This is a genomic window from Algoriphagus sp. UBA3586 (assembly GCF_002376385.1).
Classification (GTDB): Bacteria; Bacteroidota; Bacteroidia; order Cytophagales; family Cyclobacteriaceae; genus Algoriphagus; species Algoriphagus ornithinivorans.
Window position 1 is genome coordinate 1 of sequence record NZ_DFMT01000031.1, and the last position, 23012, is coordinate 23012.

The window sequence follows — 23012 nt, forward strand, 5'->3', positions numbered from 1 at the left end:
AAACCTTAGAATACAGGCAGGCGAAGCTTCCGGATTCTGTTCTTTTCAGCAGACAATAAGCCGTATTTTTGTCAATACTGGTAAGAAAGCGGATATCCATAAATTTTTTTCTCAAAATTCTTGACCCCAAATGTTCGCAGAAAAATAAAATCATACTTGAGCAAATCAATTATTTTCGTCTCCACTAGCCTCTGATTACTCTGTGACTTTTTCAAATTTTGAAATTCCCTTCAATGATATTCCAAAAATCTCGGAGAGGTATCAGATAATTTTCCTAATTTTGAGCCCCATAAGAATCCAATCAAATATCATCTCTCACCATTCTTATGGCCTCACCCACAAAATACATATTCATTACCGGAGGAGTAACTTCTTCCCTAGGAAAAGGAATCATCGCTGCCTCATTAGGTAAATTACTTCAAGCGAGAGGTTTTACGGTTACTATCCAAAAATTCGATCCTTATCTAAACATCGATCCAGGGACGCTCAACCCCTATGAGCATGGAGAGTGCTATGTGACCGATGATGGTGCTGAGACCGATTTGGATCTTGGACATTACGAAAGGTTCTTAAACACTCCTACCTCCCAAAGCAACAATATCACCACAGGAAGGATCTATAACAATGTCATCACCAAGGAAAGAAAAGGTGAATTTTTAGGAAAAACCGTTCAGGTAATTCCTCACATCACAGACGAAATCAAGTCAAACTTCTACAAGCTGGGAGAAGATGGAAAGTACGATGTGGTCATCACCGAAATTGGGGGTTGTGTAGGTGATATAGAGTCCCTACCATTTATAGAAGCAGTAAGACAGGCGAGATGGGATCTGGGTCCGAACAACTTTTTGGTAATTCACCTAACGCTTATCCCATACCTAAAAGCAGCAAAAGAACTTAAAACTAAGCCTACCCAACATTCTGTCAAGCAATTGTTGGAAGCAGGTATTCAGCCGGATATCTTGGTTTGTAGAACTGAGCATCATCTTCCATCAGATGTCAAGAAAAAATTGGCTTTGTTCTGCAACGTTCAGTTGAATAGTGTCATCGAAGCGATGGATGCAGACACGATCTACGATGTTCCTCTTTTGATGAAGAAAGAGAAACTGGATGAAAGAGTCATGTCCAAGCTTAAACTTTCCAGCAAACAGAATACAGATCTTGAAAACTGGAAAGATTTCTTAGGAAAACTTAAGAACCCAACTCAGGAGGTAAATATCGGTTTGATTGGAAAGTATGTTTCCCTGCCTGATTCCTATAAATCCATCATTGAAGCATTTACTCATGCTGGAGCATCCATAGAATGTCATGTTAATTTAAAATTGATTTCATCCGAAGAGATCAACATGGATAATTTTGAGTCCAAGCTGAAAAATCTGGATGGTATTTTGGTTGCACCTGGGTTTGGTGAAAGAGGATTTCAAGGAAAACTGGAAACAGTAAGATATGCCAGAGAAAAGCAAATCCCATTTTTTGGCATTTGCCTGGGGATGCAAGTAGCAGTGATCGAGTATGCAAGGAATGTCTTAGGACTTGATGATGCAAACAGCACTGAAATGGACCCACAAACCAAAAATCCGGTTATTGCTCTGATGGAAGAGCAAAAGAGAATAGACCAAATGGGTGGAACAATGAGATTAGGGGCGTATACTTGCGAACTGAAAAAAGGAAGTAAGTCCTATTCAGCCTATGGAAAGGTTAAAATCCAGGAAAGACATAGGCATAGATACGAGTTTAACAATAGCTATTTGGAGCAAATGGAAGAGGCTGGCATGAAGGCAACAGGAAAAAATCCTGAAACCGGATTGGTAGAAGTAATTGAAATCAAAAACCATCCTTGGTTTGTAGGCGTTCAATTTCATCCAGAGTACAAAAGTACTGTTTTGAATCCTCAGCCACTTTTTGTCAAGTTTATTCAAGCAGCTATTGATCATAAAGTAAAATAACTAGTTAAATCCTCTCAGTGAGGTATTATAATTATGGATAAAAATCAAGCGACAGGTTTGATCCTATTTGCGGCGGTAATCCTGATCTATTCCATTTTCTTCGCAAGTGGTCCGGAAGTGCCCATGACAGAAAACGAAGTGGCTGTTCAAACGGTGGACACCGCTTCAGTTGCAAGCCCAGAGAAGACTCCGGTTTTAGCAGAAAATGACAGCATCGTTGAAGCTGGGAAAGTTGCCAAGTTTGGAGTATTGGCTGGTATGACTCAGGGATCTGAAGAATTAGTCAATCTTGAAAATGATAAAGTTTTCATCAGTATCTCCTCTAAAGGTGGTCTGATTAAAGAAGTTATATTAAAGGAATATAAAAATTGGACTCAGGAACCTTTAAAGCTACTAGATGAGGAATCCTCCAAAATGGATTTCTCTTTGGAAACTAATAGAGGTCCAGTTTATTTAAGCGACTTTTATTTTACCCCAAATGTATCTTCTCAGCAGAATGAAGAAGGTGAGACAGTTCACATTCTAACATTAAGTGCTGAAACTTCCAACGGAAAAATCACTCAAAAATATAGCATCACTGATGGTAGTTATGTAGTTGAAAAGAGTTTTGCAATAGAGCGCTTTTCTGGAGTTTTCACCTCCAATGCAGTTCAGTTCAGCTGGGAAGATCAGGTAAGAGCACATGAAAGAGACTTGGCTGAATCCAGAAGAAAAACCCAAGTCAATTATTATACATCTGCTGGGTCTTACGAAAACCTAGGCGTGAGCGATGATGCAGAAGCAGAGGCAGTTGCTGAACCTGTAAAATGGATTGGTTTTAGCCAACGATTTTTCACAGCTGGAATCATTGCAGACAAGGAATTTCAGAATGTCAATTTAAATCAAAGCACTCCTTCTGACAGCCTTTTTGTAAGAAATATGGGGGCTAATTTTAGCCTACCACTGGAGAATGGTGCCACTTCTTTCAGTTATTATTTCGGACCAGATCAATACAAAACACTCAAGCGAGTAACCGATGGCTTTGAGAAAAACGTAGACATGGGCTACTTTTTTGTAAGCTGGGTGAATAAATACATCATCGTTAATCTTTTCGAATTCCTGGAGAAGTTCTTTGATAACTATGGTGTGATTATCATTCTAATCGTATTGCTTATCAAACTAGCCCTATCGCCACTTACCTATAAATCTTATATAGGAATGGCTAAAATGAGGGTGATCAAACCGGAAATTGATGAATTGAAGGAGAAATACGGAGATGATCCAACTAAAATGCAACAAGAGCAAATGAAGCTTTTCTCGAAATTGGGGGTAAGCCCGATTTCAGGATGTCTTCCGCTTTTGCTTCAAATGCCTTTCCTATTTGCGATGTTCTTCTTCTTCCCAAATGCAATCGAATTAAGACAAGAGTCTTTCCTTTGGGCTAAAGATTTATCGACTTATGATGAGTTCATCAAGCTGCCATTCACCATTCCGTTTTATGGCTCCCATGTCAGTTTGTTTACATTGTTGATGACAGTTTCTCAAATTGTTTATACGCACTTCAACAATCAATTGACTACGGCAACTGGCCCGATGAAAAATTTGGGATATATCATGCCGGTAATGTTTATGTTCATCCTAAACTCCTACCCTGCCGGATTGAGTTTCTACTATTTTGTATCAAACGTGGTAACCTTTGGACAGCAAGCCTTGATCAAGCTATTTGTAGACGATGAGAAAATCCGTCAGAAAGTAGAAGAGAACAAGGTGAAAAATGCCAACAAGAAAAAATCCAAATTTCAACAGAAATTGGAAGAAGCTATGAAGGCAGCAGATAGCAACAGAAAGAAATAAGATTGGGCCTTCGGGCCCTTTTTTTATATATTGGAAAATGACAAGATTCAGAAACTAAGTTTTGATCTGAGCCAAAAGAAATACATCCAGTAAAGAAAATTTAACAGGCAAAAAACATAGACTTATTCCAATAATTAAATCTTTGTAAATCTGAAGATTAAGCCCACTTTTTATGAGATTTAAAAATAGATATTGACATCAAATGTCACAGGGCTATAATTAAAAAAAGCCGTGGACAAGGATAAATAAGACTGGAATTTGCTTAATATTGAGATTAAATCTTAAACTAAACCATGGGAAAAATTATTGCTATTGCCAATCAGAAGGGAGGAGTTGGAAAAACCACCACTGCCATGAATTTGGCTGCCAGTTTAGCGGTGCTGGAGCATAAGACCCTGGTCATCGACGCAGATCCGCAGGCAAATACTACCTCAGGCTTAGGACATGATCCTAAATCCATCAGTACTAGTATCTACGAATGCATGGTGGATGGAATCGATGTAAAGGAAATCATCATCAAGACAGAGATTGAAAATCTGGATTTAGTTCCTTCCCATATTGATTTGGTCGGAGCTGAAGTAGAAATGATCAATATGGACAACAGGGAAGAAAAAATGAAGCATGTCATTTCTTCGCTGAAAGACCTATATGATTACATCATTATTGACTGTTCTCCTTCCTTGGGATTGATTACCATCAATGCATTAACTGCCGCAAACTCCGTAATCATTCCTGTGCAATGTGAATATTTTGCATTGGAAGGATTGGGAAAATTATTGAATACAATTAAAATCATCCAAACCCGACTCAATCCGGATTTGGAAATAGAAGGCATACTGCTCACCATGTACGATATGAGGTTGAGACTTTCCAACCAAGTGGTTGAAGAAGTTAGATTGCACTTTAAAAACATGGTTTTTGAAACTATCATCCCTCGAAACGTTAGACTTTCCGAAGCTCCAAGTTTTGGAATGCCTGCCATAGCGTTTGACGCTGATGGTAAGGGAGCAGTCGCATATTTAAATCTGGCCAGCGAAATCGCAGAAAAAAACGGCCTACAAAAAGTAAGTTAATCCATGGCTGATCAAAAACCCAATAGAAAAAAAACTGCCCTCGGAAGGGGTTTAGGAGCTTTGCTTGAAGACAGCCCTGCCAAAAATAAATCCGAGGAGATATTACCAGAAGTAATCAAAACAGGGATTTTTGAAATTCCTTTGGAACAAATCCAAGTCAATCCATATCAGCCTAGAACTTATTTTGATAAGGAGGCTTTGGCGGAATTGGCAGAATCCATCAAAATTCAAGGTATCATTCAGCCTATCACAGTTCGTAAACTGGATCAGGACGAATACCAGCTTATTTCCGGAGAAAGAAGATTTCAGGCTTCCAAAATTGCAGGTCTTGAAAGAGTTCCAGCCTATGTGAGAACAGCCAATGATCAGCAAATGCTGGAAATGGCTTTGATTGAAAACATTCAGCGGGAAAACCTAAATGCTCTTGAAATTGCTCATTCCTACCAGAGACTATTGGCAGAATGTGACCTCAAACAAGAACAACTTGGGGAGAGAGTAGGTAAAAACCGAACCACAGTTAATAATTACCTTCGACTTCTAAAATTACCGCCTACGATTCAGGCAGCCATTAGAGATCAACAAATCTCCATGGGACATGCCCGAGCCCTCATCAATATTGAAGATGTGGATAAGCAATTGGCAATTTTCAAAAAGACAGTTGAAGAGGAGCTTAGCGTAAGAAAAGTAGAAGCGCTGGTAAAAGCTTTGAACGAAGGAAAACCAGAGAAAAAAGAGAGCTCTAATCTAGATCCGGTTCGTAAATACGAGCTAAATAAGATACAGCAGAGATTGGCTTCCCATTTTGGAACAAAAGTAAATCTCAAAACCAATGAAAAAAACAAAGGGGAAATCAAGATTCCTTTTTCCTCTGCTTCCGATCTGAATAGGATTCTGGAAATATTGGAAATAATTTGACCGTGAAAAGTCCTGCTTTTTTTTCATCACCAAAATTCAAATACCCATGGATCATCCTGGGTCTTTTGCTTTTTAGTGCCTTGTCTTTTCAGCCTCTCTCTGCCCAGAATCAAGGTCAAACTGAGGAGCAAAATCAGCGGGATAATGACAGGCCAAATTTTTCTTCTCTTCCAAAAAACCCTAGAAAAGCAACCATACTATCGGCTGTGCTTCCGGGTGCTGGGCAGGTTTATAATGGAAAGGCATGGAAAGTACCTATTTTATACGCTGGCTTTATTACAGATATTTATTTCATAAACTTTAACAACAAGCGGTATCAGGTTTTCCGTCAAGCTTTATTTAATTTGGACGATGGTGAACCTAATATCTTCCCCAATCTGAATCGACAAGCCTTGGTTAGAAATGTGGATTATTGGAGAAGTAACAGAGATATGACCATCTTACTATTGGGAGCTATTTATGCACTCAATATTATAGATGCTAATGTGGATGCTCATTTATCAGGTTTTGATATTTCAGATGATCTGGCCTTGGGAATAGAGCCGCATTTTGAAACCTTTTCTGCCCAAAATCAATCCTTGGGCATAACTTTAAAGTTAAAATTCAAATAATGAACATATTATTACTAGGGTATGGTAAAATGGGACAGCTCATCGGAGAAATAGCTGAATCCAGAGGCCATAACCTCGCAGGAAAGATAAACATTGATAATCGGGAAGACCTTGATCAGCTCAACTCCTCTAACGTGGATGTTGCTATAGAATTCAGTCAACCTGAAGCTGCTGTTGAAAACATCAAATGGTGTCTTGAAAAAGGAATCCCTATTGTATCAGGAACTACAGGTTGGTTATCTCAAAAGCCTGAAATCGAGGCGATGACGAAAGAAAAAAACGGTACTTTTTTCTATGCTTCCAATTTCAGCATTGGTGTCAATGTGTTTTTCAAGGTAAATGAATTCTTAGCAAAGCTAATGAATGAAACTTCTGGCTATAAAGCCAGCATAGAGGAGATCCATCATACCGCTAAAAAAGATGCTCCTTCAGGAACTGCAATTACCTTGGCAGAAGGAATATTAAACAATAACAGCAGTCTGAAAGACTGGTATTTATTGGAAGGAAATGGAGAAAAGGAAAATGAATTACCTATCGTCTCCAAACGAATTGATCCCGCTCCCGGGACACATATTATCAGATATCAGTCCGAGATAGATGACATTGAAATTAGCCATACTGCCCATAGCAGGCAAGGGTTTGCCCTTGGTGCGATTTTGGTTGCAGAATGGATTAAGGATAAAAAAGGAGTACTTTCTATGAACGACTTTCTGTCTTTTTGATCAAATGAAAAATGAGTACTAAAAAACAAAAGAAATCAGCTGCCCGAGAATGGGTAGACGCCTTGGTATTTGCAGTAGTTGCAGCAAGTTTAATACGCTGGTTATTACTGGAACCCTTTACTATTCCTACCGCTTCGATGGAAAAATCCCTACTAGTTGGTGATTTTCTTTTCGTAAGTAAAATGCATTATGGAACCCGAATTCCTAAAACTCCATTGCAAGTTCCACTAACACATCAGAAAATTTGGGGAACCGAAATCCCATCTTATTCTGATGCTATTCAGCTCCCCTATTATAGATTACCCGGCTTTTCTGAGGTGAAAAGAAATGACGTGGTGGTCTTTAATTATCCGGTAGAATTTCAATATCCGAATGATTTAAAAACCAATTATATCAAAAGAGCTGTAGGTGTTCCCGGTGATGTAATAGAAGTTAAAAACGGCGATTTATATGTGAATGGCGAGCCTGGAATGCATCCGGAAGAGATGCAATATTCTTATGATGTCATCACGAACAGACCATTGAATCAGGACTTTTTCAATGATTATGGAATTAACCCTGACAGCTACTGGGCCTACACAGATGGTGCAGGATATGTAGTTCATGCTACCGATGTAGTCATTGAAAGGCTTAAATCATCTCCGGTGATAACCAGTGTCACCAAACGAATCAGAGGCATTGGTGCTGAAAGAGGGATTTTCCCAGACGAAACCAAGCTTGCTTGGAACAGAGATCAATTTGGTCCTTTAACCATTCCAGGAGAGGGAATGACCATGGAAATGACTCCGGATAATGTGATTCGCTACGGTTCAACCATCAAAAATTACGAAGGATTGGATCAGGTGGAAATCAGGGGCGAACAATTATTTATTGATGGAAAGCCTGTAGACTCTTATACTTTTACCCAAAACTATTACTTCATGATGGGAGATAATAGACATGATTCTTTGGACTCTAGATACTGGGGATTCACTCCGGAGGATCATGTGGTCGGCAAAGCTTGGTTCTTGTGGCTATCCCTAGATCAATTTGAATCCATGTTCAATAAGATCAGATGGAGCAGAATTTTCAAAGGAATTGATTAAAGATCAAAACCATCAAAAAAGCCTCGGGATTTAGATTTCGAGGCTTTTTTGTTGGAATTGGAGATTAGAGACGAGTTGAAAGATATAGGAATTACAAACAGCAAAGAAGACTCTATCCTCATTACACTTTAAAAATATTGAACATCGAACATCGAATAATAAATAGCGAAGTATTTCCAGGCAGGAGAACCTTAATTCTAATTCGAGACCTTTTAAGCGAGCTTGAAGATGAACAGTGCCTGCACGCCGAAAGAGGGAAAGTTGAACTGTTATTGCTTTTTACTCAATTCCACAATTACTCAGTTAATCAATAACCAAATCCGTTCCCCTCACCAGTTAATAGGCCTGATCCCTTTTGAATTCAAATACTCATTAGCTTTGGAGAAATGGCCACAACCCAAAAAGCCACGATGAGCTGAAAGTGGACTTGGATGTGGAGCTTTTAGAATCAAATGCTTATCAGAGTCAATCAAAAGCTCCTTTTTTTGAGCGTAGGCTCCCCAAAGTAGAAAAACCACATGTTCCTTTTGATCACTGATTGCTTGGATCACTGAATCGGTAAATTCCTCCCATCCTTTTTTCTGATGAGAGCCTGCTTGATTAGCCCTTACAGTTAAAGTGGCATTCAGTAAAAACACTCCTTGTTTTGCCCACCTGGACAAATCTCCATTAGCTGGCATATCTTTCCCTAAGTCAGCTTTGATTTCTTTGAAAATATTCAAAAGACTTGGTGGAAAAGGAATACCTGGCTTCACGGAAAATGAAAGACCATGAGCCTGACCTTCTCCATGATAAGGGTCTTGTCCTAAAATCACCACTTTAACTTGATCAAAAGGACAGTAGTCAAATGCATTAAAAATTTCTTTCCCTGGAGGATAAACCTTAGAGGAAGAATACTCGTCTTTTACAAACTGAACTAGCTCATGAAAATAGGCTTGCTGAAAGACTGGAGTTAAAATTTCTTTCCAGCTTGTTTCAATTTTTACATCCATTAGTAATTTTATTGATATTCAAAGAGTTCATTGTATATTTGCTAACTTTTAAAGGCTATAATAATGGTAACTGCAACCACCAACGGAATAGAAGTAAGTGTTGAAGTAACATACCAGGCTGAATTCTCCAGCCCGCTTCAGCATCATTATGTTTTTACTTACAAAGTAACCATTCAAAACAAAAGCGCACAAACCGTTCAATTGTTAAGAAGAAGATGGGAAATTTCTGATGCAGCTGAAAACACCAAAATCGTAGAAGGAGAAGGTGTAGTAGGTCAACAGCCTACTCTTGAGCCAGGTGAAAGTCATTCTTACGTTTCCGGATGCAATTTAAAGTCCGGTTTGGGAAAAATGAAGGGTGTTTACACCATGCAGAAACTTTTTGATGGAAAAATCCTGGAAGTAGCCGTTCCTGAATTTCAAATGATTGCCAATATTTTCCACAATTAATTTTGTACAGGAAGGTATTTCCACTCCTCGCATATTTCCGATACTGGTTAACAAAAGAAGAGAAACACTCTCTTCAAAGTCCCGCCGTATTTCAAATTTATACCGGTTTAAAAAGCTTTGTTCAAGGAAGAAAACAGCAGGATCTTGATTTAGAAGACTTACGAAAAGAATTTCTTAGCAGTAAATCATCAGTTCCTGTACTGGATCTAGGTGCAGGATCCAAAAAAGTAAATGGAAAGACCAGACCTATTTCAGAAGTAACTAGGTATTCAACAAGTTCCAGAAAATTCAACCAACTCTATCAATACTTTGTAAGTCTGACTCCCGCTAAAAGAGTGTTGGAACTAGGAACATGCATGGGTATCAATACCCGGTATTTAAGCCGAATCTGCAAAGGAGATGTTTTTACATTTGAAGGCTCAGAAGACTTATTAAATGTGGCTTTTGAGAAAGACCAGCCCCAAAACCTGCATGCCATTTTAGGGGATATAGCTCTAACCCTACCTGAGTTTTTGAAAGAAAATACTCCTATTGATTTTGCATTAATCGATGCCAATCATACTTATGAGGGAACCATCAATTCATACAATTTAATCAGTCAACATTTTCAAGATTCCAGTATTGTCGCAGTGGCTGATATCTATTGGTCGCCGGAAATGCAGTCCGCCTGGGAAGAAATCAAAAGCCGAAAAGAAGTGACCCTTAGTCTGGACTTTTATGAATGCGGGATTTTGATTTTCAATTATCCCGGTAAAAAATCCCACTACGTACTCTCCTACTGAGCTGACAGATTGATGAAAATCTCAGTTCCTCTTCGTGGAGCAATGGAATTAATGCAAAGCTCCAATTTGTGAATTTTAAAGTATTTTGAAAACAGCGATTGGTATTCCTCCAGACTTCCACCAAAAGGAGGTCCTTGTTTTGAAAATTGCACTCCAAATAACAGACCTACCAAACGGCCGTTAGGCTGAAGTAATTCGAGCATCTTTTGGCAATAAGCCTCTCTAAGTGCTGGATCCAAAGCACAAAAGAAAGTCTGTTCCACTATCAAATCATATTTTCCTTGATGCTGAAAAAAATCTTGGTGGAAAATTTGAGCATGGGGAAAATTGGGGTGATTTGTGCTAAATTTTGTTAACGGATCTTTTGAAATATCCAGAATATGTGTGCCTACAAGGCCCTGATCCCATGCATACGCGGCCTCGTAAGCATTTCCTGCACCTGGAATCAGTATACGGCAATTTTTATTCTGAATTTGGTCTAAATATTGTACTATCGGGGTAGATGGATAACCGATGTCCCAGCCGGTGTAGCCTTGTCTATATCGCTCTGTCCAAAAGTCTTCATCTAATTTAATCATCATACAGCCCTATTAAGTCAAACACATGAACAGCAATTTTGAAAAAGAATCTAGCCAAAAAAAGGATCAGGGAAAAAATATTATCATTATAGTCCTTGTTCTCTTGGTCATCATCAGTGGAATTAAATTATACACTGACTATGTGGACCGAACTAAAAAGACAGAGGAGATTCTTCTTCTCTCCACCGAAAACAATGAGTTAAATCAAAGATTGGACTCAGTCACTTACCAACTAAATCTCAGAATTCAGGAAATTGAAAAACTGGGAGGAGATATCGCTGCCCTGGAGCAAGTGAGAGATCAGTTGATTGCAGAAAGAAACTCGGTTAGGCAGAGAAGTGCCAATGAGATTGCTGCTTTGAATAAGAAAATCAACAGCTACTCCGGCTTACTTGAGCAGAAGGATCAGGAAATTTTGGAACTGCGCGCAATGAATCAGCAGCTTTATGCAGAAAATCAAGACCTAAAAACTACTCAGGCCCAGATAGAGGAAGAAGTAGCCCAGCTCAATATCCAAAAGGAGAATCTGCAGGCAAAAGTCAATGTGGCTTCCATGCTGAAAGCTGAAAACATCGAAATTGCCGCTGTTAATTCCAGAGGAAAAGAGCGTGTAGAAACTACCAAAGATTTTAGAAATCGTCAGATTGAGAAGATCAAGGTAAGTTTCAATTTGGCAGACAATAAAGTGGCTGAAAAAGGTCCTAGAAACGTTTACGTTCAAATCATGGCTCCTAATTCCCAGCCAATCTTTGACGTAGCCAAAGGATCCGGAACTTTCCGTGTCAATGGTGCCGAGCAATTTTACACGGTGAAGCAGGATATCCTATTTGAAAATTCTGGCGAAACCTTAACATTCTTCTACGAGAAGGGATCAGATTACGCTTCTGGCGATCATGAAGTAAGGATATTCGTGGATAATTACTTGGTAGGTTCCAAGACGTTCAGCGTCAAATAAGAGAACTTATTTCAACTTAAGCCTCTTCTTCTCAGGAGAGGCTTTTTTTATGCCATCATGCCATTTAAGAATAGATATTCATTTGGATAACAGAAGTTTTTGACCTACTTTTGCGGTCTGTTTATTCAAATTCCTTAAACACATTAAAAAAATGTTCCAAAGAAATTACGAGACGGTATTCATTTTAACTCCCGTTTTGTCTGATGTTCAGATGAAGGATACTGTCGACAAGTTTGTGAACTTGTTAAAAGAAGAGGGGGCAGATGTAATCAATGTGGAGAACTGGGGTCTGAAGAAAATGGCTTATACCATTGACAAGAAGACAACAGGGTTCTATGTATTAGTTGAGTTCAAGGCTGATCCAACTATCATCCGCAAGTTTGAACTTGAGTTCAGACGTGATGAGAAAGTAATGAGATTCCTGACTACTGTTTTGGACAAGCATGCTATTGTTTATGCCGAAAGAAGAAGAAAAGGAGAGTTTAACAAAAAATCAGAAGCTAAGGAGGAGCAAGCCTAATGACACTATTCAACGAGCCAATCAACAGAGGCGAAATCAAGAAAAAGTATTGCCGATTCAAGAAGCACGGCATCAAGTACATCGACTACAAGGATCCTAATTTCTTGTTGAAGTTTGTAAATGAGCAAGGAAAAATCCTTCCTAGAAGACTGACTGGTAACTCTGCGAAATACCAGAGAAAAGTAGCTCAAGCAGTTAAGAAAGCAAGACATTTGGCTTTGTTGCCATTCGTAACCGATGGTTTGAAATAATTCGGTCTTGTATCGTCCAACCAATAAAGATCATTACAAATGGAAATCATATTAAAAACAGACATCAAAGGTCTTGGCTATAAAAATGATTTGGTAAATGTAAAGCCCGGATACGGCCGAAACTACCTAATCCCTCAAGGCTTCGCGGTACTAGCTACCGGTTCGAACAAGAAAATCCTTGCTGAAAACATCAAGCAGGCAGCTCACAAAGCTGAAAAGATCAAAACTGAAGCTGAGAATATCGCAGCTAAACTTGCTGAAGTAACTTTGGAGATCAAAGCAAAAATCGGTGAGTCAGGAAAAATCTTCGGTAAAGTAACTACTTTACAGATTGCTGACGCTTTGTCTAGCCAAGGATTTGACATAGACAGAAAGAAAATCTCAATCAATACTCCAGTAGACGGAGCAGGAGAATTCACTGCAGAAGTTGACCTTCACAGAGAAGTTAAAACTGACGTTAAATTTGTAGTAGTAGCTGAATAAGCAATACTCAGAAAATAGAAAAGCTCGCCAATTGGCGAGCTTTTTTTGTTTGGATTAGTTTAGAAATTTTTCCAAATCCTCCACTAGTTTCTTAGAGACAGCACGGCTGTTTTTCTCTCTTACTTCTTTGAAAAGTTCTACAGCCTTCTGGCTCTTTTCAATCAAACCAACTGGATTTTGATCATACTTGTAGCTATTCCAGCACCAAGATAATTCAGCAGCCAAAGAATCACCGATCTTTAACTTCTCCAATTTGCTAACCGTTTCGATCACGGTTTTTTCCATCTTTTCTGTTTGCATGGTTTAATAAGGTTTGTGTTTTCTTAAAATTTGAAACAAATCACGGTATTTATTTTAAAATTAACAAAATAAGTATCGAAAATTTAACACAATTACAATTTTCAATCGATTTCGAGATATATTTTTCAATCGATTTTTCCCAAAAGCGCCCAATAAATCCTCCGCATTTCAAAAAATTTCCTCCTGTTATTCAGCACCTTTGGAATAAAGCCAAAATTCTTCCGAAAGGGATTTGGAAAAAAAAGAATGGAATTCTACCTTTGTGACACTTTAAGGAAAGCAGAAGCGTTTTCCACCTAAATTGACCCATGGTGTAACTGGCAACACGTCTGATTTTGGTTCAGAAGAGTCTAGGTTCGAGCCCTAGTGGGTCAACAAAAAAGCCTCATTTCGAAAGATTTGAGGCTTTTTTGATTTTTATAGCTGAAGCTATTGAGTCAATAGGCGCAACCTGAAAGCATTCATAGCATTTCTTCCCAACTGTTCAGTAAGCCTATAATTGGCGATTGCTCCGACACCTGCTCCTATCAAAGGGATCAATTGAGCTAATTTGGCCAGATCTATATAATCGCGGTAATCTAACTGGAAGGTCTTCCAGTCAAACTCATCCATGCTTGCTGGCAAGGATTCTTTATAGGATTCCCAGTTTTCTACCAGCTCAATCAAATTATTTTTTCTTTGCTGACTGGAAAAAGTTAATTGGAAAACATAAAGCAAAAACAATCGCTCCTGATACTCTTTGGTATTCACTCCGTAAAGAGCTGCTATATCGAAGAGCATTTTCATTTTAATAGTCAGAAATGCGGGGAAATCAGCGAAGCCCATGAGTATTCCTCCCGCACCTGTTACAGCACCTTCCACCGAGGCTGTATTTCTATACCATTTGATTCTATTTCGCACCTTAAATTCCCTCACCTTAAATGGCATATTTTCTTCAGGCCTAGGCACAATCCAAGAGGATCCTGTTGAAACAGCCTTAACCATATTTTCAATAGCTGAAGTGATGGCCTTGTGCACTTTTTCAGGAATCCAATCATTTATTTTCTTCTGAACTCCATGCGTCATCTTACTTCCCAGCGAAGGTGGCTTCTTCATTTGAAACAGCCAGGAACCAACCTCAGCCTGTATGTACTGATCATAATTATCCATGCAAACTTTTCATTCCAATTCAGGTTATTCAAGGTATCAATTCCAAAACAATCATCCCATGATCAAGCCAGTTTATTTACTTATTTTAAGCCTGATTGGAGCTCTTTATTTCGGTAATGAAACCAAACCAGCTAAAGACCCTTTCAGCTCCATCACACTTTGCCATAATCCCTCGGATGATATGGCGCAATTCATTGATGCTCCTGGATTCCTTTCATTTCATCCTTCTCCTAATGCAATAAATTTCGATGGAGCTGGGGATATGATCAGCTTCCCTACTCCAGATGGAGAAAATGCAAATGCATACTTCATACCTGCTGAAAACCCTTCAGATCAATGGCTATTCGTGTACCAAGAATGGTGGGGACTGAACGATCATATCAAAAAAGAAGCAGATAAATTCTATGCTGATTTAGGAAAGTCAGTCAATGTACTGGCATTGGATATGTACGATGGAAAAGTGACCAGTAATCCCCAAGAGGCTGGTCAATTCATGCGAAATGTGAAAGAAGAAAGGCTACAAAACATTGTAAAAGGGGCTTTGATGCATGCAGGTGAAAATGCTGAAATAGCAAATGTAGGCTGGTGCTTCGGAGGAAGTTGGTCTTTGAAGTCCGCTCTTTTGACAGGCTCTCAAAATATTGGATCCGTCATGTATTACGGCATGCCTGTCAGAGATGTGGAAACATTGAAAACACTTAACTCAGATGTGCTGGGACTATTTGCCACAGAAGAATATATATCCAAGGAAATCATTGAAGATTTCGCCTCAAAAATGCAGCAGGCAGACAAGAAGTTGACTTACAAAATCTTTCCGGCAGTTCATGGCTTTTCAAACCCAAGCAATCCAAAATATGATCCCGAAGCAAGTAGAGAAGCTTATGAAATGGCTATTACTTACTTGAAAAACAAATTTCAGGGATAATTGAAATGAAAGAATAGGCAGAGTTAAGCAACACTTTGCCTATTCTTCATCAAAACCCGGTCTGATAAACTGATCCAAGTTCGGAAATTCCTTCTCCAATAACTTTCTGCTTTTTTCCAGAAGCGCCAAGATTTCCACGATTCTATCTTGATCCTCTTGCATCTGATTTAACAAATGGATCCATGCCTGCATGCTTCTTTCTATTGCGATTTTGGTGATTTTTGCTGTTCCATTATAGGATTTTTCTGACTCTGGATACTCATCCCAAAAATCTTCCTGTTTCTCCTTGAGTGCTCTGCTACTTTTTACATGGATAAAAAATAAGTACCAATGTATCACCTCTACAGCCTCACTTAAGGCTATGACTTTATCCTCAGCTTCAGAAATAGTAATCAGGCCTAACTCCCCTTTTTCCTCCAGCTTAGAAATAAATGCTTTGAAACTATCCGATTCCAACCAGGCTCTAGCCGTTTTCAGATAGCTATTAGTTATTTGATATAGGGGTTCTTCCCCAACTTTATACTCTTCTTCTTCCTCCTCTTCCAAGGGTATCTCCTCTTCTATTTCATCCAAATTTATCCCGAACTCTTCAGCTGTATTTTTGAGTAAATCAATTGTTTCTTGAAAACTTTGAGAAAGATTCTCCCAAAACTCCTCAGGTTCGGAATTGCTCGTGTTTTCTGTTTTTTCATAGACTCTACAGCGGGAAGTAAAAGAGCAACGTTCACACCATCGATCACACCAATTATATATGCCAGGTATAAAATTCGAATCCATCTCTTAATTTTTTCTTTTAAGATAAAAAATGAATTTCAAAAAATAAGGCCATACCGAAAATCGATATGGCCTTCTTAAGAATTTTTGGATTAATTACTTGTATAGACCGTTGAAAAGCATCTTAAATGTTCCATGGGATTGAGCTCTGAAAGTTATCTCAGGACCGAAAGCATAGAGCTTTCCTTTCCCAATTTTAGCCTCAAATGCTGTCACTCCATTTTTCAGATAGGATTGACCCCAAGCCCAACCACTTCTCAGTGGTTCTTCTTCTCCAAACCAAGCAATAGCTTTTACTCCTTGGTTTGCCGCTTCAGGATCTAATCTGAAGACAGGAGACCTATTAAACATGATGTAGGACTTCTCTCCCATTCCATAATTGATCGGCTGGCTATTATCCACATGCATTTCCAAGACAGAACCCGGGATATAATATTTTTCCCCTGATAGTGGAGTTTCCTTCCCATCTGATCCCATCTCTACCAAGGCATCAGAAACTGGAAGACCTAAATGAAAAGCCAATTCCGTAGCTGAACCTACAGTCAAGACTTCTCCTCCGTTTTCCAAGAAAGCTTTAATCTGTGGTAAGGATTTTTCAGCTGAGAAATTCCCAAGCATGTGGTGGTATTGAGGATCAATTTCAGAAGAATCCGGCTGAGATCTGCCACCACCTCTGCTTCCTACAGAAGGTATGCCCGGACCGATAAATAATAGCACATCATACTTGTCTTTAAGATTGCCCTGATCAATTTCAAGAGGGAAGACTTGCTTATAATCAAAATGGAATTGCTCCAACATCCATCTAACCCAACCGGAAGGCATTGAACCCCCATAATAATCGTATAGCCCAATTCTAGCAGGCTTGATTTCTGTCGCTCCTTTAGGCATGGACGCTGGCTTGGCATAGACTCCATATTCTTGAGCTGCTTTTTCCAAAATCTTTTTACCTCCCGAACCAACATAAAAGGATCCCGCAGGCAAACCATTTACTTCCTGCTGTGTCCTGTACACTTTTACTTTTGCCTTCAGCAAATCATTGACTGCCATGAATGCATTATTCCCTTTGATATCGATTAGATAACCAGATCCATTTGCTAGCGGCTTGGCTGGCGGAGTTTGAATTTGTCCGTAAGGGACTTGCTCAAATGGCCCATCAAAGTCTTGCATGATCCTATCAATCTCCGAACCCATCTGAAATGCCAATGTCCAACCAGCAGCATCATAAGGCCTAATTGGAGGACCTCCAGGATACAGGAAGTCATTTGGATGATCTTGTGGCTCAAACATATCTAAAACATGCGGTCTAAAGGCCTGATCCGTCTTTACAATATAAGAGCCAGCAGGGTAGGATTTCCCATTCACTGAAAAATCAGCAGTTGCCTTTTCGACTCTTATTCCTGATTTAATCAATGCATTTAAAAACTTAATGGCAGTAGGAAAATCGGCCTGGTCTGCCGGAAGAATATAGCCATAAGGATCTTTTCTGGCAGGATCCTGATATACTTGTTCATAAAATTCAACCGGCAAGCCAGATCTCCAACCTGTAGGCCTTTTTGCTTTGCCTTCTTTTCTGGCTTTTTCAAAAGCGTCTTCTATGGCCTGTGCGTTTTTTGGATATAAAGTCCAAGTATCTTTTTGACCTTTCTCAATGGATCTTCTGCCCATCAGATAAATATTTCTCAAAAGTTCATCACCATGTCTAACAGCATGATTTAGAATCGCATAATTCAAGGACACTGAATACTCTATGGAAGACTTAAAATGCCATTCTCTAGGCGTAATTGGGTAAGGTGTTCCGTTATTTGGAATTAGCCTTTCAGGCACCAGAGGAACCTCAGATGGTGTAGGGTTTCCAATAATTTCAGTCAAAATTCCGATTTGATTATGATAGTAAGGGGTAGTTCTCAAACCACCATTCCACCAAGTAGAGAACACTGATCCATCCAATCTGGTATATCCTGGTCTGTCTTCCTGATGCAAACGATTAATCATAGCAGCCCCCAGAGCATCTAAGCTGGTAATAATTAGCGGATCAAAAACATGGTTGAAAGGATCTCGGTAAGGTGGTCCTGCTACGACTGTCCCTGCAGGACCTGACTGATGGTGATTGTAAATAATTTGAGGAATCCATTCCACATATTGCTGAAGTGACATATTAGTCGCCTCAGACATATTATTCATGTAAAAATCACGGTTATTGTCATGCCCTACATATTTTTGATAGAGAACAGGTATGTTCTGATCTCTTTTTGTTGGGTCTTCTTTTCTCATATACCAATCCGACATGATTTCCATTCCATCAGGGTTGGCATGCACCAAAAGAATAATCACTTCATCCAAAATTTTGAGAGTTTCCTCATCATTTCTGGATGCTAGTTCATAGAGTGTTTGAATTAATTGATGGGGGCCCACCACCTCATTGGCATGAAGTCCACCATCGATCCAAACCACGGGCTTACCATCTGAGATTAATGCTTCAGCTTCCTCTCTGGTAATTTCAGCATGAGCAAGTTTTTGAGAAATTTCTTTATACCTGGCAAGCTGAGGAAAATTCTTTGGAGCTGTAACAATAAGCATGGGTTGCTCTCTGCCAAATTCCGTTTTTCCAATACTTGTCATTTGCACTCGATCAGAGGCATCTGCTACTTTTTTAAAATAGGCTTCTGTTTGGCTGAAATTTGCCAATTTGTAATCGTCCCCGATTTCAAAGCCAAAATGTGATTTGGGAGTTGGGACCTGCTGGGCATGAACTTGAATGATCAAGAATGAAAACAGCAAACCCCAAAGGGTAATTTTACTTCTCATAAATTTCAGATTGGTGGACAATGTATTTTGCTCTAAAATAAGATTAAAAAGAGAGCTACTCAGGAGAAAGTCGCTCATTCGTCTAATTTTTACAGGATCGGAGTTTAAGAGAGATTACCTTCCGCCCCACTTATCAAAATAATATTCGGATTAAAGCTATCCCAACTTCCCAACCCATCAAAAATTATTACTTTTGCAATGAAATCCTTATCAAAACTTCCTCCTTAAAACCAAGACTTCATGATATCTGAGGTAAAAATATTTGCAGGGTCCAACACTCAAAATCTCGCTGAAAAAATCGCCAAGAATTATGGTAAAAAACTGGGAGACATCACGCTCTCCAAATTTAGCGATGGGGAAATGTCCCCAAGCTTTAATGAGTCAATTCGAGGTTGTACCGTCTTTGTCATCCAAAGCACCACTCCTCCGAGCGATAATATCCTAGAGCTTTGTTTGATGATAGACGCTGCCAAAAGAGCAAGTGCTTACAAGGTGGTGGCAGTGATCCCTTACTTCGGGTATGCAAGGCAAGACAGAAAAGATAGGCCAAGAGTTTCTATTGCTGCCAAGTTGATTGCAAATATGCTTACCTCGGCTGGAGCTGACAGAATTGTGACTTGCGATCTGCATGCCGGTCAAATTCAGGGATTTTTTGATATACCATTGGATCATTTGAATGGATCAGCTATCTTTGCACCCTATTTGAGCATGCTCAACCTTCCGGATATGATTTTCGCAGCTCCGGATATGGGCGGTGTAGCCAGAGCAAGGGCTTATGCCAAGCATTTTGAAGTAGAAATGGTAGTCTGTGATAAGCACAGAAAAAGAGCCAACGAGATTGCCTCTATGCAGGTAATCGGGGATGTAGAAGGAAAGGATGTGATTTTGGTAGATGATTTGGTTGATACAGCGGGAACGCTTTGTAAGGCCGGAGAAATCATCATGGCAAAAGGAGCTAAATCTGTGAGAGCCATTGTAACACATGGTGTCCTGTCAGGAAAAGCTTATGAAAACATCGAGAATTCTGTTTTGGATGAATTGGTAATCACTGATACCATTCCTTTGAAGCAAAAATCATCCAAAATCAGAGTACTGACAGTAGCAGACCTATTCGCCAAAGCAATTCATGCAGTGACAGGTAATACTTCCATCAGTTCTTTATTTATCTAAGAACCAATTTTAAATAAAATACATATGAAAACGATTGAGATTATAGGGTTTAAAAGAGCAAATCTCGACAATCAAAGTTTGAATGAGATCAGAGAATCAGGTAACGTACCTTGTGTGGTTTACGGACCAGGTATCCCTGAGCAAATTCACTTCTACAGTCCGATTATCCTTTTCCGTGACTTGATTTACACTCCGGAAGTTCACTTGGTAGAGTTAAATATCGAAGGTACTATCGTAAAGGCAGTATTGAAAGATGCTCAATTCCACCCAGTAAGTGATGCATTGCTTCACGTAGACTTCATGGCTTACACTGAAGACAGAGATATCAAATTTGAAATCCCTGTGAAAGTTGTAGGAAGCTCTCCAGGCTTAGCGAAAGGGGGTAAATTGGAAATGAAAACCAGATCTTTGAAAGTAAAAGGTTTGGCAAACAACTTCCCTGATTTCATTGAAGTTGATATTTCCAACTTGGATCTTGGAAAATCATTCAAAGTGAGTGAATTGAAGCCAGAAGGATTTGAAATCCTTACCAGCCCAAATGTTTCTGTAGTTACCATCGGTATCCCAAGAGCATTGAGAGGCAAGAAAGGCGAAGAATAATTCATAGAGCATTTCTTAAAATCCTGCCCCTCAAAGGCAGGATTTTTTATTTTTAAGCCAAATTTGAATCATGAAATATCTAATAGTAGGCTTGGGCAACATAGGCCCTGAATATGAGCTGACTCGACATAATATTGGATTTCTGACAATAGATCGACTGGCGGATCAATACGATGCCAAATGGGAAAGTGGCCGGCTCGCATTTAAGTCCGAATTCAAACACAAAGGACGAACAATCCATCTTATCAAACCCACTACTTACATGAATCTCAGTGGTAAGGCAGTAAACTATTGGATGAAGGAGCTCTCAATTCCCAAAGAAAATATTCTGGTCTTAGTCGATGAGGTAGCGATTCCTTTTGGGAAACTCAGAATGAGAGCCAAAGGAAGTGCTGCAGGTCATAATGGTTTGAAAAATATTGAAGCTTTGACCGGAGGACAGGATTATCCTAGGCTTAGAATGGGTATAGGTGACGATTTCCCGAAAGGACGTCAGGCTGACTATGTGTTAGGCAAATTCAAGCAGGAAGAATTTGATCAACTTCCGGAAATCATGGATAAGGCCATTGACATGGTTTTGGGTTTTTGTACCATTGGAATAGCCCAAACTATGACCCAATACAATGATTGATTTTTTTATTTGGATTTGAATGCCCTACCCTATTTATTTGTAGCACTTCAGGCAACTGATTTATAAAGAAGAGGCGAGAGACTAGGCTCTGAGACCCTCTGGCAACCATCCCGATTAATTCAGGAAAGGTGCCAAATCCTACCCGAAGCGGGAACTATAAATTGGCATTAACTCATCCTTATTCCTTTTTAGTTCGAATCTGACTCGGGTAGATCTATCGGTTTACTGAAAAACCTTAAATCTATTTAGACTATGAGTCAACATTTCGAGACCAATTCCATCAGGATCAACCCTTCCAAGTCCAATCAAAAGGAACATTCCTCTCCTATTTATTTGACTTCCAGCTTTACTTTCGATTCTGCAGAGGAAGCAAGAGCAACATTTGCAGACGAAATTGAGGGCAATATTTACTCCAGATATGCCAACCCTAACTCCTCAGACTTGATTGAAAAAGTCTGCGCTGCTGAAGGCACGGAGGATGGAATAGCAACCGCTTCCGGGATGGCAGCCATGTTTGGAAGTATAGCATCACTTTTACAGCAAGGCGATCATGTGTTAGCTGCCCGATCTCTTTTTGGGTCAACCCACCAGTTATTGACGAGAGTGTTCCCGAAATGGGGAATTACCTCTACCTACGGAGATATCTCGGATTATTTGAATTGGGAAAAGCTTGTACAACCCAATACCAAAATGCTATTCATAGAAACTCCATCCAATCCAGGACTGGAGATTATTGACTTGGAATGGGCTGGAAATTTTGCTAAAGCACATAATCTAATTTTAGTAGTCGACAATTGTTTTGCAACTCCCTATCTCCAACAGCCAGCCAAGTGGGGGGCACATATAGTTACCCATTCAGCTACGAAGTATATAGATGGACAGGGAAGAGTTTTGGGAGGCCTAATACTTGGTACACAGGATTTAATCAAGGAGGTTCAATTTTTCACGCGTCACACTGGACCAGCCATATCTCCTTTCAATGCCTGGATACTATCCAAAAGCATGGAAACATTGGGAGTTAGAATGGATAGACATTGCAGCAATGCGCTAAAAGTTGCTAAATACTTTGAAGGTAATTCCCAACTCAATGCAGTAAAATACCCGTTCTTAAAATCTCATCCTCAATATGATTTGGCAGTAAAGCAAATGAGTCAAGGTGGAGGAATCATCACTTTAGACCTTAAGGGAGGAGGAGAAAGAGCCCAAGGCTTTATCGATGAACTGAAAATGATTTCAGTTACTGCCAATTTGGGAGACAGCAGAAGCATCATCACCCATCCTGCGTCTACCACCCACAGCAAGCTTTCGGAGGAGGAGAGAGAAAGAGTGGGTATAAGCAATGGATTGATTCGCCTTTCTGTTGGATTAGAGCATCACGAAGATATTATTGCTGATGTAGAAAGAGCCTTGGATCTTAGTAGAAAGTAAAAATAAAAAGGTTGTCTCTCGACAACCTTTTTACATA

General features: G+C 39.5%; 24 protein-coding genes, 1 tRNA gene and 1 riboswitch. Of the genes, 19 read left to right on the forward strand and 6 right to left on the reverse strand.

Annotation, left to right across the window (positions count from 1 at the left end; all coding sequences use genetic code 11):
* Positions 1-326 precede the first annotated feature (326 nt).
* From B2906_RS10210 to lepB, 7 genes are all read left to right on the forward strand, one after another.
* Positions 327-1943, forward strand: a complete 1617-nt coding sequence (locus tag B2906_RS10210) for a CTP synthase (RefSeq protein WP_286939288.1) — start codon at positions 327-329, stop codon at positions 1941-1943.
* A 33-nt stretch (positions 1944-1976) separates the two neighbouring features.
* Positions 1977-3776, forward strand: a complete 1800-nt coding sequence (gene yidC, locus B2906_RS10215; protein WP_286939293.1) for a membrane protein insertase YidC — start codon at positions 1977-1979, stop codon at positions 3774-3776.
* Positions 3777-4069: 293 nt separating this feature from the next.
* The gene (locus B2906_RS10220; protein WP_091655643.1) at positions 4070-4849 is read left to right on the forward strand and encodes a ParA family protein; all 780 of its coding nucleotides are present in this window, start codon (positions 4070-4072) and stop codon (positions 4847-4849) included.
* 3 nt (positions 4850-4852) lie between these two features.
* Entirely contained in the window at positions 4853-5764 is a 912-nt protein-coding gene (locus tag B2906_RS10225; RefSeq protein ID WP_219958061.1) for a ParB/RepB/Spo0J family partition protein, read from the forward strand.
* Positions 5765-5766: 2 nt separating this feature from the next.
* Positions 5767-6375, forward strand: coding sequence for a DUF5683 domain-containing protein (locus tag B2906_RS10230; RefSeq protein WP_255590487.1), 609 nt, complete (start codon positions 5767-5769; stop codon positions 6373-6375).
* Positions 6375-7097: a 4-hydroxy-tetrahydrodipicolinate reductase gene (dapB, locus tag B2906_RS10235; protein WP_219958060.1), complete on the forward strand. Its 723-nt coding sequence runs from the start codon at positions 6375-6377 to the stop codon at positions 7095-7097. Before B2906_RS10230 ends, dapB begins: the two co-directional genes overlap by 1 nt.
* A gap of 11 nt (positions 7098-7108) precedes the next feature.
* Positions 7109-8182 carry a signal peptidase I gene (lepB, locus tag B2906_RS10240; RefSeq protein WP_091655640.1) on the forward strand — a complete coding sequence of 358 codons (1074 nt, stop codon included), beginning with the start codon at positions 7109-7111 and terminating at the stop codon, positions 8180-8182.
* A 329-nt stretch (positions 8183-8511) separates the two neighbouring features.
* On the opposite strand, the gene ung is transcribed toward lepB, so the two are convergent.
* Positions 8512-9174: a uracil-DNA glycosylase gene (gene ung, locus B2906_RS10245; RefSeq protein ID WP_091655639.1), complete on the reverse strand. Its 663-nt coding sequence runs from the start codon at positions 9172-9174 to the stop codon at positions 8512-8514.
* 63 nt (positions 9175-9237) lie between these two features.
* Between ung and apaG the strand changes: the two genes are divergently transcribed.
* The gene (gene apaG, locus B2906_RS10250) at positions 9238-9624 is read left to right on the forward strand and encodes a Co2+/Mg2+ efflux protein ApaG (protein WP_091655638.1); all 387 of its coding nucleotides are present in this window, start codon (positions 9238-9240) and stop codon (positions 9622-9624) included.
* A 2-nt stretch (positions 9625-9626) separates the two neighbouring features.
* Positions 9627-10406, forward strand: coding sequence for a class I SAM-dependent methyltransferase (locus B2906_RS10255; RefSeq protein WP_219958059.1), 780 nt, complete (start codon positions 9627-9629; stop codon positions 10404-10406).
* On the opposite strand, the gene B2906_RS10260 is transcribed toward B2906_RS10255, so the two are convergent.
* Positions 10400-10987 carry an SAM-dependent methyltransferase gene (locus B2906_RS10260; RefSeq protein ID WP_219958058.1) on the reverse strand — a complete coding sequence of 196 codons (588 nt, stop codon included), beginning with the start codon at positions 10985-10987 and terminating at the stop codon, positions 10400-10402. The two genes, B2906_RS10255 and B2906_RS10260, sit on opposite strands and share 7 nt — an antisense overlap.
* A 22-nt stretch (positions 10988-11009) precedes the next feature.
* Here B2906_RS10260 and B2906_RS10265 point away from each other — a divergent pair, with 22 nt between their 5' ends.
* The 4 genes from B2906_RS10265 (at position 11010) to rplI (ending at position 13193) form a co-directional block, all read left to right on the forward strand.
* The gene (locus tag B2906_RS10265) at positions 11010-11939 is read left to right on the forward strand and encodes a hypothetical protein (protein ID WP_219958057.1); all 930 of its coding nucleotides are present in this window, start codon (positions 11010-11012) and stop codon (positions 11937-11939) included.
* Between the two features lie 151 nt (positions 11940-12090).
* Positions 12091-12459 (forward strand): 30S ribosomal protein S6, encoded by a 369-nt coding sequence (gene rpsF, locus B2906_RS10270; RefSeq protein WP_144605684.1) that lies wholly within the window; start codon positions 12091-12093, stop codon positions 12457-12459.
* On the forward strand, positions 12459-12710 hold the full coding sequence (gene rpsR / locus B2906_RS10275) for a 30S ribosomal protein S18 (protein WP_026955569.1): 252 nt from the start codon (positions 12459-12461) through the stop codon (positions 12708-12710). The genes rpsF and rpsR overlap by 1 nt, the downstream gene beginning before the upstream one ends.
* 39 nt (positions 12711-12749) lie before the next feature.
* Positions 12750-13193 (forward strand): 50S ribosomal protein L9, encoded by a 444-nt coding sequence (gene rplI / locus B2906_RS10280; RefSeq protein WP_219958056.1) that lies wholly within the window; start codon positions 12750-12752, stop codon positions 13191-13193.
* A gap of 54 nt (positions 13194-13247) precedes the next feature.
* Here the strand turns inward: rplI and B2906_RS10285 are convergent, their stop codons facing one another.
* The gene (locus B2906_RS10285) at positions 13248-13493 is read right to left on the reverse strand and encodes a hypothetical protein (RefSeq protein ID WP_091655633.1); all 246 of its coding nucleotides are present in this window, start codon (positions 13491-13493) and stop codon (positions 13248-13250) included.
* 302 nt (positions 13494-13795) lie between these two features.
* Here B2906_RS10285 and B2906_RS10290 point away from each other — a divergent pair.
* A tRNA-Gln gene (locus B2906_RS10290) sits at positions 13796-13868 on the forward strand.
* A gap of 54 nt (positions 13869-13922) precedes the next feature.
* Here the strand turns inward: B2906_RS10290 and B2906_RS10295 are convergent.
* Positions 13923-14642: an EcsC family protein gene (locus tag B2906_RS10295; RefSeq protein WP_219958055.1), complete on the reverse strand. Its 720-nt coding sequence runs from the start codon at positions 14640-14642 to the stop codon at positions 13923-13925.
* Between the two features lie 58 nt (positions 14643-14700).
* On the opposite strand from B2906_RS10295, the gene B2906_RS10300 reads away from it, so the two are divergent.
* Positions 14701-15567, forward strand: a complete 867-nt coding sequence (locus B2906_RS10300) for a dienelactone hydrolase family protein (protein ID WP_219959379.1) — start codon at positions 14701-14703, stop codon at positions 15565-15567.
* Positions 15568-15606: 39 nt separating this feature from the next.
* On the opposite strand, the gene B2906_RS10305 is transcribed toward B2906_RS10300, so the two are convergent.
* Together B2906_RS10305 and B2906_RS10310 are read right to left on the reverse strand one after the other, a co-directional pair.
* Entirely contained in the window at positions 15607-16344 is a 738-nt protein-coding gene (locus tag B2906_RS10305) for a hypothetical protein (RefSeq protein ID WP_219958054.1), read from the reverse strand.
* A 93-nt stretch (positions 16345-16437) separates the two neighbouring features.
* On the reverse strand, positions 16438-19146 hold the full coding sequence (locus tag B2906_RS10310; RefSeq protein WP_219958053.1) for a M14 family metallopeptidase: 2709 nt from the start codon (positions 19144-19146) through the stop codon (positions 16438-16440).
* A 243-nt stretch (positions 19147-19389) separates the two neighbouring features.
* Here B2906_RS10310 and B2906_RS10315 point away from each other — a divergent pair, with 243 nt between their 5' ends.
* The 4 genes from B2906_RS10315 to B2906_RS10330 all read left to right on the forward strand — a co-directional run bounded on the left by B2906_RS10315 (position 19390) and on the right by B2906_RS10330 (position 22975).
* Positions 19390-20316 (forward strand): ribose-phosphate pyrophosphokinase, encoded by a 927-nt coding sequence (locus tag B2906_RS10315; protein WP_091655665.1) that lies wholly within the window; start codon positions 19390-19392, stop codon positions 20314-20316.
* A 24-nt stretch (positions 20317-20340) separates the two neighbouring features.
* On the forward strand, positions 20341-20916 hold the full coding sequence (locus B2906_RS10320; protein WP_091655629.1) for a 50S ribosomal protein L25/general stress protein Ctc: 576 nt from the start codon (positions 20341-20343) through the stop codon (positions 20914-20916).
* 70 nt (positions 20917-20986) lie between these two features.
* Positions 20987-21547: an aminoacyl-tRNA hydrolase gene (gene pth, locus B2906_RS10325; protein ID WP_219958052.1), complete on the forward strand. Its 561-nt coding sequence runs from the start codon at positions 20987-20989 to the stop codon at positions 21545-21547.
* Positions 21548-21604: 57 nt separating this feature from the next.
* A riboswitch (SAM riboswitch) is annotated at positions 21605-21710 on the forward strand.
* Between the two features lie 89 nt (positions 21711-21799).
* Positions 21800-22975 (forward strand): trans-sulfuration enzyme family protein, encoded by a 1176-nt coding sequence (locus B2906_RS10330; RefSeq protein WP_219958051.1) that lies wholly within the window; start codon positions 21800-21802, stop codon positions 22973-22975.
* Positions 22976-23012 lie beyond the last annotated feature (37 nt).